The organism is Brevibacillus thermoruber 423, assembly GCF_000454065.1.
GTDB classification, from domain to species: domain Bacteria; phylum Bacillota; class Bacilli; order Brevibacillales; family Brevibacillaceae; genus Brevibacillus; species Brevibacillus thermoruber.
The window spans coordinates 184,490-197,712 of record NZ_KE695653.1 but is presented as its reverse complement, the minus strand read 5'-3'; the positions used below and the strand labels follow the sequence as shown (position 1 = coordinate 197,712).

14 protein-coding genes are annotated in these 13,223 nt (G+C 59.8%); 13 read left to right on the top strand and 1 reads right to left on the bottom strand.

Going from position 1 to position 13,223, the window contains the following annotated elements:
- Positions 1-110: 110 nt before the first annotated feature.
- A complete protein-coding gene (locus M516_RS0118325; RefSeq protein WP_029100405.1) occupies positions 111-905 on the bottom strand; it encodes a lipid II flippase Amj family protein in 795 nt (264 codons plus the stop codon).
- 163 nt (positions 906-1,068) lie between these two features.
- Between M516_RS0118325 and M516_RS0118320 the strand changes: the two genes are divergently transcribed.
- The 13 genes from M516_RS0118320 to prmC all read left to right on the top strand — a co-directional run bounded on the left by M516_RS0118320 (position 1,069) and on the right by prmC (position 13,134).
- On the top strand, positions 1,069-1,443 hold the full coding sequence (locus M516_RS0118320; RefSeq protein WP_029100404.1) for a response regulator: 375 nt from the start codon (positions 1,069-1,071) through the stop codon (positions 1,441-1,443).
- 100 nt (positions 1,444-1,543) lie between these two features.
- Positions 1,544-2,398: a class II fructose-1,6-bisphosphate aldolase gene (gene fba / locus M516_RS0118315; protein ID WP_029100403.1), complete on the top strand. Its 855-nt coding sequence runs from the start codon at positions 1,544-1,546 to the stop codon at positions 2,396-2,398.
- A gap of 17 nt (positions 2,399-2,415) precedes the next feature.
- Entirely contained in the window at positions 2,416-3,060 is a 645-nt protein-coding gene (gene fsa, locus M516_RS0118310) for a fructose-6-phosphate aldolase (RefSeq protein WP_029100402.1), read from the top strand.
- Between the two features lie 81 nt (positions 3,061-3,141).
- Positions 3,142-4,425, top strand: a complete 1,284-nt coding sequence (locus M516_RS0118305) for a UDP-N-acetylglucosamine 1-carboxyvinyltransferase (RefSeq protein ID WP_029100401.1) — start codon at positions 3,142-3,144, stop codon at positions 4,423-4,425.
- A 39-nt stretch (positions 4,426-4,464) separates the two neighbouring features.
- Entirely contained in the window at positions 4,465-5,427 is a 963-nt protein-coding gene (gene glpX, locus M516_RS0118300) for a class II fructose-bisphosphatase (RefSeq protein ID WP_029100400.1), read from the top strand.
- A gap of 51 nt (positions 5,428-5,478) precedes the next feature.
- On the top strand, positions 5,479-6,753 hold the full coding sequence (gene rho / locus M516_RS0118295; RefSeq protein ID WP_029100399.1) for a transcription termination factor Rho: 1,275 nt from the start codon (positions 5,479-5,481) through the stop codon (positions 6,751-6,753).
- A 116-nt stretch (positions 6,754-6,869) separates the two neighbouring features.
- The gene (locus tag M516_RS0118290; protein WP_029100398.1) at positions 6,870-7,766 is read left to right on the top strand and encodes a peptidoglycan DD-metalloendopeptidase family protein; all 897 of its coding nucleotides are present in this window, start codon (positions 6,870-6,872) and stop codon (positions 7,764-7,766) included.
- Between the two features lie 70 nt (positions 7,767-7,836).
- Positions 7,837-9,102 carry a radical SAM family protein gene (locus M516_RS0118285; RefSeq protein ID WP_029100397.1) on the top strand — a complete coding sequence of 422 codons (1,266 nt, stop codon included), beginning with the start codon at positions 7,837-7,839 and terminating at the stop codon, positions 9,100-9,102.
- Between the two features lie 109 nt (positions 9,103-9,211).
- Complete coding sequence (gene rpmE / locus M516_RS0118280) at positions 9,212-9,412, top strand: 50S ribosomal protein L31 (protein ID WP_029100396.1); 201 nt, start codon at positions 9,212-9,214, stop codon at positions 9,410-9,412.
- A gap of 175 nt (positions 9,413-9,587) precedes the next feature.
- Positions 9,588-10,163: a thymidine kinase gene (locus M516_RS0118275; RefSeq protein WP_029100395.1), complete on the top strand. Its 576-nt coding sequence runs from the start codon at positions 9,588-9,590 to the stop codon at positions 10,161-10,163.
- A 111-nt stretch (positions 10,164-10,274) separates the two neighbouring features.
- A complete protein-coding gene (locus tag M516_RS0118270; protein ID WP_029100394.1) occupies positions 10,275-10,772 on the top strand; it encodes a sporulation protein in 498 nt (165 codons plus the stop codon).
- A 393-nt stretch (positions 10,773-11,165) separates the two neighbouring features.
- Complete coding sequence (prfA, locus tag M516_RS0118260; RefSeq protein ID WP_029100393.1) at positions 11,166-12,242, top strand: peptide chain release factor 1; 1,077 nt, start codon at positions 11,166-11,168, stop codon at positions 12,240-12,242.
- Entirely contained in the window at positions 12,226-13,134 is a 909-nt protein-coding gene (prmC, locus tag M516_RS0118255; protein ID WP_029100392.1) for a peptide chain release factor N(5)-glutamine methyltransferase, read from the top strand. Before prfA ends, prmC begins: the two co-directional genes overlap by 17 nt.
- The last annotated feature ends 89 nt before the right edge of the window (positions 13,135-13,223 follow it).

Genomic DNA, 13,223 nt, shown 5'->3' with positions numbered 1-13,223 from the left:
TTTGTCCAGGACCGAAAAAGGGCGGGAGCGCTGTCCCGGTTGGGCCCGAACCGTTCTTCCGTTGGGCGGTTTCGCCCGGCGCCAGTCCCGTCCCGCCGGTCAGGCGACCGCTAATGGAACAGCGGGGCCAGCCAGGCCACCCAGTGGGCCGCCGGCACGAGCAGGAACTGGGCCAGGATCGTGCCGAAGAAGCGGGACACCATCAGCCACAGATACGTGTCCCGGATCGACTCGGTCGGGGCTTGTCCCTGCAGGGCCTTGTCCGTCAGCAGCGCCACCTGCGGGTCGACCAGAACGGCCATGATGATGGTGGCAAAGCCGTTGATCAGGCCCGAGGACATCAGCACCGTCGCCTTGAAGGCGGGCGCGAGCAGCGACGCGTACAGGACAGACAGGATGCTGGAAGTGTAGATGCCGGTGACGACGCAGTTGAGCAGCAGCAGCCGTTTGGGAATGCCCCGGAAGCGAAACCGCGACAGCGCCCGCCAGCGGGGGAAGCGGATGTGATGCCGGACGTGGCGAATGCTGTGGACCGTGACGGACGTCCGCAGCATCTGCGGGATGGAACCGGCCAGTTCCAGGTGGGCGATCAGCCGCTTCGAGAGCTGGATGCAGGTGGGAAACAAGAGAATGGCCGCCAGCGTGCCCAGCGACGCGGCACCGATGATCATGTGAAGGTCGGGGGCCACGTCCGCATGACTGACGGCCGCCCGGTCAATCAGTCCGCCGGTAAACGGACTCTGCATCAGGTTGGCGGTGCGGGAGACGAGCAGAACCATGCCGGTCAGAGACAGCGCGACGGCCAGCCGCGCCGTCTGCACGCCGGCCAGGCGGATGGCGAACGAGAGCGTCTCCGTGGCGTGGATTACAAACGTAAACAGGCAAATCAGCCAAACCGTATTCATACGGGTTCAGTCCCCTTGCATGCGTCGAAAATGGTCATTCTCCATTATACTCGAAAGCGGCTGCGCGGGAAATTTTCCACCTGCCGTTGCAGGATTTTCCTGATTTTAGGCGAATCAAGGTAATTTAAGTAAAACGGTCTTTTGAGCAGGGGGATAGGAAACCATGCAGGATAAACGGGAGAAAAAAGTGTTGGTTGTGGACGATCAGTACGGCATTCGCATCCTGCTGTACGAGGTGCTTGGCAAGGAAGGCTACAAAACGTTCCAGGCCGCCAACGGCAAAATGGCCCTGGAGATCGTGGAAAAGGAGTCGCCTGATCTGGTGATCCTCGATATGAAAATCCCCGGCATGGACGGCATTGAGATTTTGAAGCACATCAAAAAGATCAACCAGGACATCAAGGTGATCATGATGACCGCTTACGGCGAGCTGGACATGATCAAAGAAGCGACACAGCTGGGAGCGTTGACTCACTTCACGAAGCCGTTTGACATCGACGAGCTGCGCATGGCCGTTCACCAGCAGTTGGCTTGTTAGAGACACCCGGGATCGACACCCCGGACAAGCGTACCTGTTAACGCGCGGATTCATGTGGTATAATAGGCCACGTTACAGAGTCTGCTAAGGAGGATTATCAATGCCACTGGTACCTATGACCGCTTTTACCGAAGACGTCAAGAAGCATAAATACGCTGTCGGACAGTTCAACCTCAACAACCTGGAGTTCACGCAAGCGATTACGGAGGCAGCGATCGAAGAGAAATCCCCGGTGATTTTCGGCGTATCCGAAGGCGCGCTGAAGTACATGGGGCTCGAGTTTACCGTGGCGATGGCCAAGGCGGCGGCGGAGCGCGCAGGTGTTCCGATTGCCCTGCACCTGGACCACGGCAGCAACTTTGACATCGTGATGAAATGTATCCGTGCCGGCTTTTCTTCCGTGATGTTCGACGGGTCCCACCATCCGTACGAAGAGAACATTCGCCTGACCAAACAGGTTGTCGAAGCTGCCCATGCGGTCGGCGTTTCCGTGGAAGGCGAGCTGGGTACCATCGGCGGCGTAGAGGACGACCTGTCCGTGGATGAAGAAGACGCTACCCTGGCAAATCCGGAAGAAGCGATCCGCTTCTGGGAAGAAACCAAAGTAGACTATCTGGCCATTGCTGTCGGAACGGCACACGGCATGTACAAAGGGGAGCCGAAAATCCGCTTTGACATCATCGAAAAAGTGGCAAGCAACATCGGCGCTCCGATCGTGCTGCACGGCGGCTCCGGCGTACCGGACGAAGCGATCAAGAAATCGATCAGCCTGGGCGTCGGCAAAATCAACGTGAATACCGAAAGCCAAGTCGCATGCACCGAAACGGTACGCAAAATCCTCGCTGCCAAGCCGAACGAAATTGACCCGCGCAAATACCTGGGACCGGCCCGCGAAGCGATCAAGGAAGTCGTCAAAGGGAAAATGCGCCTGTTCGGAAGCAGCAACCGCGCGTAACCAAGGAGGTACACATCATGCGCTTTTTGATTGATACGGCTAACGTCGAAGAAATACGCGAGATTCACGAGTGGGGCGTGGTGTCCGGCGTGACGACCAACCCGTCGCTCGTTGCCAAGGAAGGGCGCGATTTCATCGAAACGCTGAAGGAAATCATCGACATCGTGGACGGCCCGATCAGCGCGGAAGTGATCAGCACGGACGCCAAGGGCATGATCGAGGAAGGGGAGAAGCTGGCTTCCCTGTCCAAGAACATCGTGATCAAGGTCCCGATGACGGCGGAAGGCCTGAAGGCTGTCAAGCACTTCGCCAAGCGGAAGATCCGCACCAACGTCACGCTGGTGTTCTCCGCCAACCAGGCGCTGCTGGCGGCACGGGCCGGCGCTACCTACGTTTCCCCGTTCCTGGGCCGTCTGGACGACATCGGCCACGACGGCATGCAGTTGATCGAAGACATTGCCGAAATCTTTTCCGTTCACGGTCTGGAGACGGAAATTATCGCCGCCTCTGTTCGCCACCCCGTTCACGTGACGGAAGCGGCGCGCCGCGGCGCTCATTTCGCCACAATCCCCTACAAAGTGTTCAAACAACTGATTGCTCATCCGCTGACCGACAGCGGTCTGGAGAAGTTTCTCGCGGACTGGGCGAGCATGCAAAAGTAAGAACGAATGTGTAAAAGGCCTAAGCACCTTTTCCGTTGGGGAAGGTGCTTCTTTCCCGATTACGCCTGAGGAGAGCTAAGCATGGAAAAGCTGATCATCAACGGTGGGAAGCGACTCGAGGGTTCGGTTTCCATCAGCGGAGCCAAAAACAGCGCCGTTGCCCTGATTCCTGCCGCGCTCCTGGCAGACGGGCCGGTGGTGATTGAAAATCTGCCGCATATTCAGGACGTGGAAATCTACTGTGAGCTGCTGAAGGAAATGGGTGCGGACGTGCTGTTCGAGGACGACTGGATGGAAGTGGACGGCCGTCCGATGAAGCTGATGCTGATGCCCAACGGACGCATCAAGAAGCTGCGGGCTTCCTACTACCTGTGGGGAGCGCTTCTGGCCAAATTCGGCGAGGCCCGCGTCGGTTTGCCGGGCGGCTGCGACCTCGGCCCGCGTCCGGTCGATTTGCACATCAAGGGCTTTGAAGCGCTGGGAGCCCGGGTGGAAAACCAAAACGGCGTCATGACCATTCGCGCCAAAAACGGCCGCCTCAAAGGCGCGCGCATCTACCTGGACCTGGTCAGCGTCGGAGCGACGATCAACATCATGCTGGCTGCGTCCAAGGCGGAGGGCGTGACGATTATTGAAAACGCTGCCCGCGAGCCGGAAATCGTCGACGTCGCCACATTGCTGAACAACATGGGCGCCAAAATCAAGGGGGCCGGCACCGACATCATCCGGATCGAGGGAGTGGAGCGTCTGCGGGGCTGCCGCCACACGATCATCCCGGACCGGATCGAGGCGGGCACCTACATGATCGCGGCTGCCGCGACGCGGGGAAGCGTTACCTTGGAAAACGTCATCCCCAAACACCTGGAGTCCGTCACCGCCAAGCTGCGGGAGATCGGGGCGGAAGTGCTGGAAATGGACGACTGTATTCAGGTGAACGGGCGGGAGTTCTATCGCGCCATCGACGTGAAAACCAGCCCGTATCCCGGTTTTCCGACCGATTTGCAGCAGCCGATCACGACCCTGCTGACGCTGGCCGCAGGCACCAGCGTCGTGACGGACAACATTTACAGCGCCCGTTTCCGCCACGTGGACGAACTGCGCCGCATGGGGGCCAATCTGAAAGTGGAAGGGCGCTCGGCGGTCATCGAGGGCGGCAGCCGGCTGAACGGGGCCAAAGTGGTCGCCTCGGACCTGCGCGCGGGCGCGGCGCTGGTCATTGCCGGCCTGGCTACGCAGGGCACGACGGAGCTGGAAGGATTGGAACACATCGATCGCGGTTACGAAAATCTGGTGGGCAAGCTGCAAAGCCTGGGAGCCGATGTGAAACGGATCGGTCTGCCCCGCATGGAGCGCCACCCACGGTAACCGCACGTTCACCAATTGCCAGGAGAGGAGTCTTCCAGAATGGAACGCAGTCTTACGCTTGAACTGGTACGTGTTACGGAGGCGGCAGCGCTGGCGTCCGCCCGCTGGATGGGCCTCGGCAAAAAAGACGAGGCCGATGACGCGGCGACGACGGCGATGCGCAAAGAGTTTGAAAATGTGCCGATGGACGGGATCGTCGTCATCGGCGAAGGGGAAATGGACGAAGCGCCGATGCTGTACATCGGAGAGCGGTTGGGCCAGGGGGTCGCACCGGCCGTAGACGTGGCCGTCGACCCGCTGGAGGGCACCAACATCGTCGCCAAAGGGACCTGGGGAGCCATCTCGGTCATCGCCATCGCCGACCGCGGCAACCTGCTGCACGCGCCGGACATGTACATGGAGAAAATTGCCGTCGGCCCGAAAGCGGTGGGCAAAGTGGACATCAACGCCCCGATCAGGGACAACCTGAAGGCGGTGGCCCAGGCCCAGGGCAAGGACATCAGCGACCTGGTGGCGATCGTGCTGGATCGCGACCGCCATCAACGGATCATCCACGAGATCAGGGAAGCCGGGGCGCGTATTCGGCTGATTTCCGACGGGGACGTGGCCGCGGCGATCAACACGGCGTTTCCCGATACCGGTGTGGACATCCTGTTTGGATCCGGGGGCGCTCCCGAAGGCGTATTGGCAGCCGTTGCGCTCAAATGCCTCGGCGGCGAGATTCAGGGCAAGCTGCTGCCGCAAAACGAAGAAGAGATCGAACGCTGCAAGCGGATGGGACTGGCCAATCCCCATCAGGTCCTGTACATGGACGACCTGGTGAAGGGGGATGACGCCATCTTCGCCGCCACCGGCGTTACCGACGGTGAGCTGCTCAGGGGCGTGCGTTTCCAAGGCATGCGCGCCACGACCCATTCCGTCGTCATGCGGGCCAAAACGGGAACCGTCCGCTTTATCGAAGGAAACCACCGCTTGGAGCGCAAACCCCGCCTGGTATTGTAAGGCGGCGATCGGACGAGAATAGATGATGAGAAAACAAAGAGTGGTGGAATCATGTTACTTTCCGAACTAGAAGAAAAGAAGCTGACCGAACTGTACAAGCTGGCAAAGGAATACCAGATCCCGTACTATTCCCAACTGAAGAAAAAGGAACTGATCTTTGCCATCCTGCGAGCCAGGGCGGAACGGGACGGTCTGATGTTTATGGAAGGGGTGCTGGAAATCCTCCCCGAGGGCTACGGATTCCTGCGCCCCATCAACTACCTCCCCAGCTCGGAGGACATTTACATCTCCCAGTCGCAGATTCGCCGATTTGATCTGCGGATGGGGGACCTGGTATCCGGCAAGGTGCGGCCGCCCAAGGAAAACGAACGGTATTTCGGGCTGCTGCAGGTGGAAGCCGTAAACGGAGAAGACCCCGAATTAGCCGCCGAACGCCTTCACTTCCCCGCCTTGACACCGTTATACCCTCAAAACAAACTCGTTTTGGAAACCGTCCCGGAGCGCATTTCCGCACGCCTGATGGACCTCATCGCCCCTGTCGGGCTTGGCCAGCGCGGCTTGATCGTGGCGCCGCCCAAAGCGGGAAAAACCATGCTGCTTAAAGAGATCGCCAACAGCATTACGGAAAATCGGCCGGACATTCACCTGTTTGTCCTGTTGATCGACGAACGGCCGGAAGAGGTAACCGACATGCAGCGCTCCGTCAAGGGGGAGGTCGTTGCCTCCACGTTTGACGAGCTGCCGGAAAACCACATCAAAGTGGCGGAACTGGTGTTGGAGAGGGCAAAACGATTGGTGGAACACAAAAAGGACGTCGTCATCCTGCTCGACTCCATCACCCGTCTGGCGCGCGCCTACAACCTGGTGATTCCGCCCAGCGGACGGACGCTGTCCGGCGGGATCGACCCGGCCGCGTTTCACCGGCCCAAGCGGTTTTTCGGATCGGCCCGCAATATCGAGGAGGGCGGCAGCCTGACCATCCTGGCGACCGCGCTGGTAGAGACCGGCTCCCGCATGGACGACGTGATTTACGAAGAATTCAAAGGGACGGGCAACATGGAGCTGCACCTGGACCGCAAACTGGCGGAACGGCGCATCTTCCCGGCGATCGACATTCGCCGCTCGGGCACCCGCCGCGAAGAGCTGCTGCTTTCCAAAGAAGAGCTGGAAAAGCTGTGGGCGATTCGCAAAAGCATGAACGAAACGCCGGAATTCGTCGATTCGTTCCTCAAACGACTGGCGGAGACCAAGACCAACGAAGAATTTTTGCAGACGTTTGAACCCAATAAAATTCGCGGAAAACAAGCAAACGTGACGGCGGGGTAACCAACTCGCCGTCATTTTTTTTCGGGACCAGGCATACGGTAAAAGCAGAGTTTCTGGAACGTGCGGCGGCCGCCGCGCCCATGGCAAAGGCGGAACCGCAGAAAGGAGGAGCGGCTGTGGAGTTCGCGCAGATGTCCGCCGATTGGGGCGGAAGGGAAGAGATCAAGCAGGCGGTGGCGGAACAGGTGCTGTTTCAGGCGTTTAATCCCTACGCCTCTCTGACCAAGCCGACCCCGGCCAACCGGAGCGATGTGATGACCTATACGGTTCAGCCGGGCGACACGCTGTCCGGCATTGCTCACCGGTACGGCCTGTCCCTGAAACAACTGGTGGAACTGAACAGGATGGCCAACCCCAACCTCGTGGGAATCGGCATGAAGCTGAAACTCAGCCAGGGCGACGTGACCCATTCCGTCCGCCGCGGCGAGACCTTGGACAATATTGCCCGCCGGTACGGCGTAAGCAAGGAACTGCTGCTGGAGCGCAATCCGCTGCTTCGGCTGATGTCGGACAACCTCTACATCGGCCAAACCATCCAGATCCCTGTCACCGACTCGCAATCGGTGACGGCGAAGGAGTGGCAGAAGCGGCGCGGCGTGGTGCAGGCGGCCAGCCGCCAGTCAAGCCGTTCCCGCGCGCTGGATTGGCCGGTCAAGCAGGCGACCGTCACCAGCGGCTTCGGCACACGCTGGGGGAAGATGCACAAGGGAATCGACATGTGGAACCAGGACGAGGGGCGGACCCCCATTCACGCCGCCAAGGAAGGCGTCGTCGTGGAAGCCGGGGGCGGCCATCCCGGCTACGGCTTTATGGTCATTCTCGATCACGGAGACGGGCTGCAAACCTACTACGCCCACATGCGCAAAATTCTCGTGTCGCCGGGCCAGTATGTGGAGCGGGGGGAGGTTCTCGGCTACATGGGGCGAACCGGCGATTCCACCGGGTACCATCTGCACTTCGAGGTGCGGCAGGACGACGTGCCGATCAATCCGCTGCGCTACTTGAGCAGGTAACCCTTCACATTTACTTTGACGTGCCGTTGCGTTACAATGGGCTGAGCGAACAAAGCGAGGCGATTTTTCGATGTTTTTGGTATACGCAGACGAAAACGGCAACGTCTACGACCACCCGGGACTGCTCGCGGTGGCACGTAACGGCGATATCCTGACGGAGATTTTGGAAGACGAACTGATTCCCCTGCCGGAGGGAGCGACGCTGGTCAGCCTGCCGGACACGGTGCCGATCGGCATGGACCCGGACACGGGCGAGATGGTGAAGCTGGACGGGTACACGGCGGTTGGCGCCTTGATTCCTCAGGGGTTTACCCGGCTGCTTCTGCCGGGCTACATCAAGACCGACAAAAACAGCAAGCTCCCTCTGTTCGGTTATACGGCCGTGGTGTGGAAAGACGGCAGCTTCTGGGTGGCCGGCCGGCAGAGCGATGATCCATACCAATGGAACCCGCTCAACTTTCCGATGGACGAGCTTCGCCAGCGGGTGGAACGGACACTGGAGCTGTTTCCGAACAACCGGATTTTGCGCCACCTCTCCCACTGTGCGCTGGAATACGAGTGCCTGACCGCCTCCAACAACTTTTTCAACCGCTGGGAGGGCAGTCTGCCGGTCTCCTACACCTGTAACGCCGGCTGTTACGGCTGCATTTCCGAACAGCCGGAGGACAGCGGCTTCCCGTCTCCGCAGACGCGGATGAACTTCAAGCCGACGGAGGACGAGCTGGTGGAGGTGATGCTCCATCACCTGCAGACACCGGAGAGCATCATCAGCTTTGGCCAAGGCTGTGAAGGGGAGCCGTCCACGATGGCCTCCATCATCATTCCGGCGATGCGCCGCGTCCGCGAGCAGACCGACATGGGCTACATCAACATCAACACCAACGCCGGGCTGACCGACCACATCAAAGGCATCGTGGACGCCGGACTGGACCTGATGCGGATCAGCATCATCAGCGCCATCGACGAACACTACAACGCCTACTACCGGCCGCGCCACTACACGCTGGAAAACGTGGCCCGCTCGGCGGAGTACGCCGCTTCCAAGGGCGTGTACACGTCGATCAACTACCTCTGTTTCCCGGGGGTCTTTGACCGTGAAGAGGAGATGGAGGCGATGATCAACTTCATCCGCCGGACCGGCATCAAGCTGATCCAACTGCGCAATCTCAACATCGATCCGGAGAGCTACCTGGCGATGATTCCGCCGGCCAAGGGGGAAGTGTTCGGGATGAAGCAGGCGATCGAGATCTATCAGCAGGAGCTGCCAGACGTGGTGATCGGCTCGTTTACGCACGTGCCGCCGGCGGAGCTGCGCCGCCGGAAAAACATGGCGTAACCGCGAATCTGTTGCATTTCGGTCCGAACCGTGCTACTATCTTGTATGTGTGTTTGTATATAACTCTGTTTCGGCAAACGATTCAGGGCGGAAAAGAGGTGTAATTAGGATGAAACAAGGCATTCACCCGAACTACAACATTGTGAAAGTAACGTGTGCCTGCGGCAACGAATTCGAATCCGGCTCCGTGAAGCAAGCGCTGCGCGTGGAGATCTGCTCCAACTGCCACCCGTTCTTCACCGGTAAGCAAAAATTCGTAGATGCCGGCGGCCGTGTAGACCGCTTCAAACGCAAATACAATCTTTCCTAATCGGGAAGAAGAACCAGGCAGGATCGCTGCCTGGTTTTTGCTTTTTCGGCAAAAAACGTTCCGTTCTGCGGCATGTACCCCTACAATAGAGCCAGAAGCCCGGACGAATGACGCAGACGGGGGAGCCCGCGCGGCATCGCCGGAAGGGAAAATGAACGCAAAGGGAGACAGACAGGTGGCACAACTCTATTTTCGCTATGGGGCGATGAATGCTTCCAAATCAATCCAGTTATTGACGGTGGCTCACAACTACGAGCAGTCAGGCAAAAAAGTGCTGGTGTTTACCCCGGCCATCGACGACCGGTACGGTGTCGGCAAGGTGGCTTCGCGTGTGGGAATCAGCCGGGAAGCCATTCCGATCAGCGACGATACGGACATCTTTGCGATCGTCGCCGGGGAGGAGAGCCGGCCGCACTGCGTCCTGGTGGACGAGGGCCAGTTTCTCGGCAAACAGCATGTGGAGCAGTTGGTCAAAATCGTGGATGAGCTGGACATCCCGGTGATCGTGTACGGGCTGTTGAAAGACTTCAAGAACCAGTTGTTCCCGGGCAGTTCCCATTTGCTGTGCGAAGCGGACAAGATCGAGGAGATCAAGACCGTGTGCGTCTACTGCAACAAAAAAGCGACCCACATCCTCAAGTTCAAGGACGGCCGCCCCGTTTACACCGGAGAGACGATCGAGATCGGCGGAAACGACACCTACAGCAGCGTCTGCCGCCGCCACTACTACCACCCGCCGGCTGCGTACTGAGGATGGCCCCCGCTTGAGGGGGTTCCGCTCTCGTGAAGGCCTCCCCTGTTTGCCTGTGAATGGCCGTCGCCTGCGATGCGCACAATAAGGCAAACAGGAGGTGGCTTTTTTATGCGATGCCAGTCCTTTTGGAAAAGTACCCTGGGCGTGCTGGCCGCAGTTTTGTTGGCATCCCCCCTGACCGCCGGGTGCGGCCGGACGATGCCGCAGGAGCGGAGCTACGGCGCGCAAAGTTACGATCCACAGCAGCACGCGACCATCAAAAGCGACCGGGACGGGGACATCATCGACCGCGGAGCGTCTCCGCTGGAAGACCGGGACGGCTTGATGGGGCGCAACCAAAACCCCAATGTGATCATCGGCCACTCCAACGTGCGTTCCACGCAGATCGATATGGACAACATGGAAGCCATGGCCAAATCGGTGCCGGGCGTGGAAAACGCGCGAATCACCCTGAGCGGCGGAAACGCATATGTTACGTTGGATCTGATCCCCAACGTGACGGCCGCCCAGGCCCGGTCCATCGAACAGCAGGTGATCGCCGCCCTGCGTCAAAAAGTGCCGCGCTACGATTTTCACATCACCTCAAACGACGGATACCATCGCTGATTCCCCGTCCGAGGCTGCGCCGGTCACGGGCTGGACCTGATACCAGCCCGGCCTGCTCCGCACCGGGTTGCGGGGGATCGCCACAGCCGCATCGTTTCGCAGCCCATGCCAGGGTGGCGCTTCTCTTTCCCGCAGCTCGCTGTTCGGCTCGGTCGGGCTCACCAGCCGCTGTGCCTGGAAACATGCTTCTCCTTCGATGCAATCGCTTTGTTTTCAGTCTGGAGGCTCGGCCATGCCGGGCCTGTTTGCCTGCTTTTGCCGTTTCTTTCGTGCTGCTGCGGCACGCTTTTTCCAATCATCACCTTGAAAAGAAGCCGTTTTGACTTTTTCCACATCTGCCTCTATAATTTATCTGTTATAATAGACAGTATTTTAACGGTGGGGTGAAATGCAGTGTTCGAGCGCTTATCTGCGGTTGAAGAGCGTTATGAAGAAGTGACCAATCTCCTTTGTGACCCCGACGTCATCAACGATACGAAACGACTGCGCGAACTGTCCAAGGAGCAGTCCTCTTTGGAAGAGACCGTGGTCGTCTACCGTGAATATAAATCGGTCGTAAGCCAGCTTGAGGATGCCAAGGCGATGCTGGAGGAAAAGCTGGACGACGAGATGCGCGAAATGGTAAAGATGGAAATTTCCGATCTGAGCAAGCGCAAGGAACAGCTTGAGGGCCGTTTGAAAATCCTGCTGCTGCCGAAAGATCCGAACGACGAGAAAAACGTCATCATGGAGATCCGCGGGGCGGCGGGAGGCGACGAAGCGGCGCTGTTTGCGGCCGATTTGTTCCGCATGTACACCCGCTACGCGGAGCGGCACGGCTTCAAGGTGGAAGTGCTGGAAGCCAACCCGACGGACATCGGCGGCTACAAGGAAATCGTCTTTTCCGTCAGCGGGCGCGGGGCTTACAGCAAGCTGAAGTTTGAAAGCGGCGCGCACCGCGTGCAGCGCATTCCGGCCACGGAGTCGGGCGGGCGGATTCACACCTCCACGTCGACGGTCCTGGTGCTGCCGGAAGCGGAAGAAGTGGAAGTGGAACTGAACGAAAAAGACATCCGCGTCGACACGTTCTGTTCCAGCGGCGCTGGCGGGCAGAGCGTCAACACCACGAAGTCGGCGGTGCGGGTGACCCACATTCCGACCGGCATCGTGGTCTCCTGTCAGGACGAAAAGTCGCAGAACTCCAACAAGGAAAAGGCGCTGCGCGTACTGCGCGCCCGCCTGCTGGACTACTATCAGCAGCAGCAGATGGCGGAGCAGGACGCCACCCGCAAGAGCCTGGTGGGGACGGGCGACCGCAGCGAGCGGATTCGCACCTACAACTTTCCGCAGAGCCGCGTCACCGATCACCGCATCGGTCTGACGCTGCACCGTCTGGAATCGATTCTGGAAGGCGAGCTGGACGAAGTCATCGACAACCTGATCATGCACGAACAGACGGAGCTGTTGAAGAGCCATGCAAGCACAGCGTGAGTGGCCGGATGTGACGACAGTACGGGAAGCCCTGGCACGGGCTTCTTCCTTTTTACGCGAGGCGGGCGTGGCGGATCCGCCGTTTGAAGCGGAACTGCTGCTCCGCCACTGCCTCGGATGGGACCGCACCCGCTATTTGATTTCCCTGGGCGAACCGATGCCCGCCGACGCCCTGGAGCGCCTGATCGGCCTGTGCCGGCGCCGGGCGCGCCGCGAACCGATCCAGTACATGATCGGCACGCAGGAGTTCTACGGCCGTCCCTTTCGCGTCCGTCCTGGTGTGCTGATTCCCCGGCCGGAGACGGAGATTCTGGTGGAACAGGTGTTGCGGCGGGCCGATGACATCTGGCCGGCGGAGCAGCCGCTCGCCGTTGCGGACATCGGCACGGGCAGCGGAGCCATCTGTGTCACGCTCGCCTGCGAACGGCCGCACTGGCGGGTGAGCACGGTGGATCTTTCACCCGACGCGACCGCCATCGCCCGCGAAAACGCGGAACAGTTGGGCGCCCACGTCCGCTTTTTGCAGGGAGACCTCGTCCAGCCGCTGGTGGCGGAGGGGCTGCAGGTGGACATTCTGGTCTCCAATCCTCCTTATATTCCGACTGCCGTGGTCGACACGCTGGACGCGGAAGTGCGGGCGTACGAACCCCGGCTGGCGCTGGATGGAGGGGCGGACGGACTGGACTGCTACCGCCGCCTGTGCGAGGCGCTGCCTGCGGTGCTGAAACGGCCGGGTCTCGTCGCGTTTGAAGTGGGCATTCATCAGTCCCGTGACGTCGCTGGCCTGATGAAGGCTTCCGGCGTGATCGACGAGGTGGAGATCGTTCCCGATCTGGCGGGGATCGAGCGGGTCGTCGTCGGGCGGGCGGGTTTATCTACCTTGCACCGCTGAGACGCGTGTCACTTGAGCCGTACGATCGTTGTGGCCATTCGTCTCGCAGCCGTCGCGAACCGCGATGTGTTTCGCTGGAAACGTTGCCA

Excerpts from the sequence above, each read along its gene's own strand:
- prmC (WP_029100392.1), top strand. The coding sequence starts at position 12,226 with ATGCAAGCACAGCGTGAGTGGCCGGATGTGACGACAGTACGGGAAGCC.
- rpmE (WP_029100396.1), top strand. The coding sequence starts at position 9,212 with ATGAAACAAGGCATTCACCCGAACTACAACATTGTGAAAGTAACGTGT.
- M516_RS0118320 (WP_029100404.1), top strand. The coding sequence starts at position 1,069 with ATGCAGGATAAACGGGAGAAAAAAGTGTTGGTTGTGGACGATCAGTAC.
- M516_RS0118305 (WP_029100401.1), top strand. The coding sequence starts at position 3,142 with ATGGAAAAGCTGATCATCAACGGTGGGAAGCGACTCGAGGGTTCGGTT.
- M516_RS0118325 (WP_029100405.1), bottom strand. The coding sequence starts at position 905 with ATGAATACGGTTTGGCTGATTTGCCTGTTTACGTTTGTAATCCACGCC.
- fsa (WP_029100402.1), top strand. The coding sequence starts at position 2,416 with ATGCGCTTTTTGATTGATACGGCTAACGTCGAAGAAATACGCGAGATT.
- M516_RS0118270 (WP_029100394.1), top strand. The coding sequence starts at position 10,275 with ATGCGATGCCAGTCCTTTTGGAAAAGTACCCTGGGCGTGCTGGCCGCA.
- rho (WP_029100399.1), top strand. The coding sequence starts at position 5,479 with ATGTTACTTTCCGAACTAGAAGAAAAGAAGCTGACCGAACTGTACAAG.
- M516_RS0118285 (WP_029100397.1), top strand. The coding sequence starts at position 7,837 with ATGTTTTTGGTATACGCAGACGAAAACGGCAACGTCTACGACCACCCG.
- glpX (WP_029100400.1), top strand. The coding sequence starts at position 4,465 with ATGGAACGCAGTCTTACGCTTGAACTGGTACGTGTTACGGAGGCGGCA.
- fba (WP_029100403.1), top strand. The coding sequence starts at position 1,544 with ATGCCACTGGTACCTATGACCGCTTTTACCGAAGACGTCAAGAAGCAT.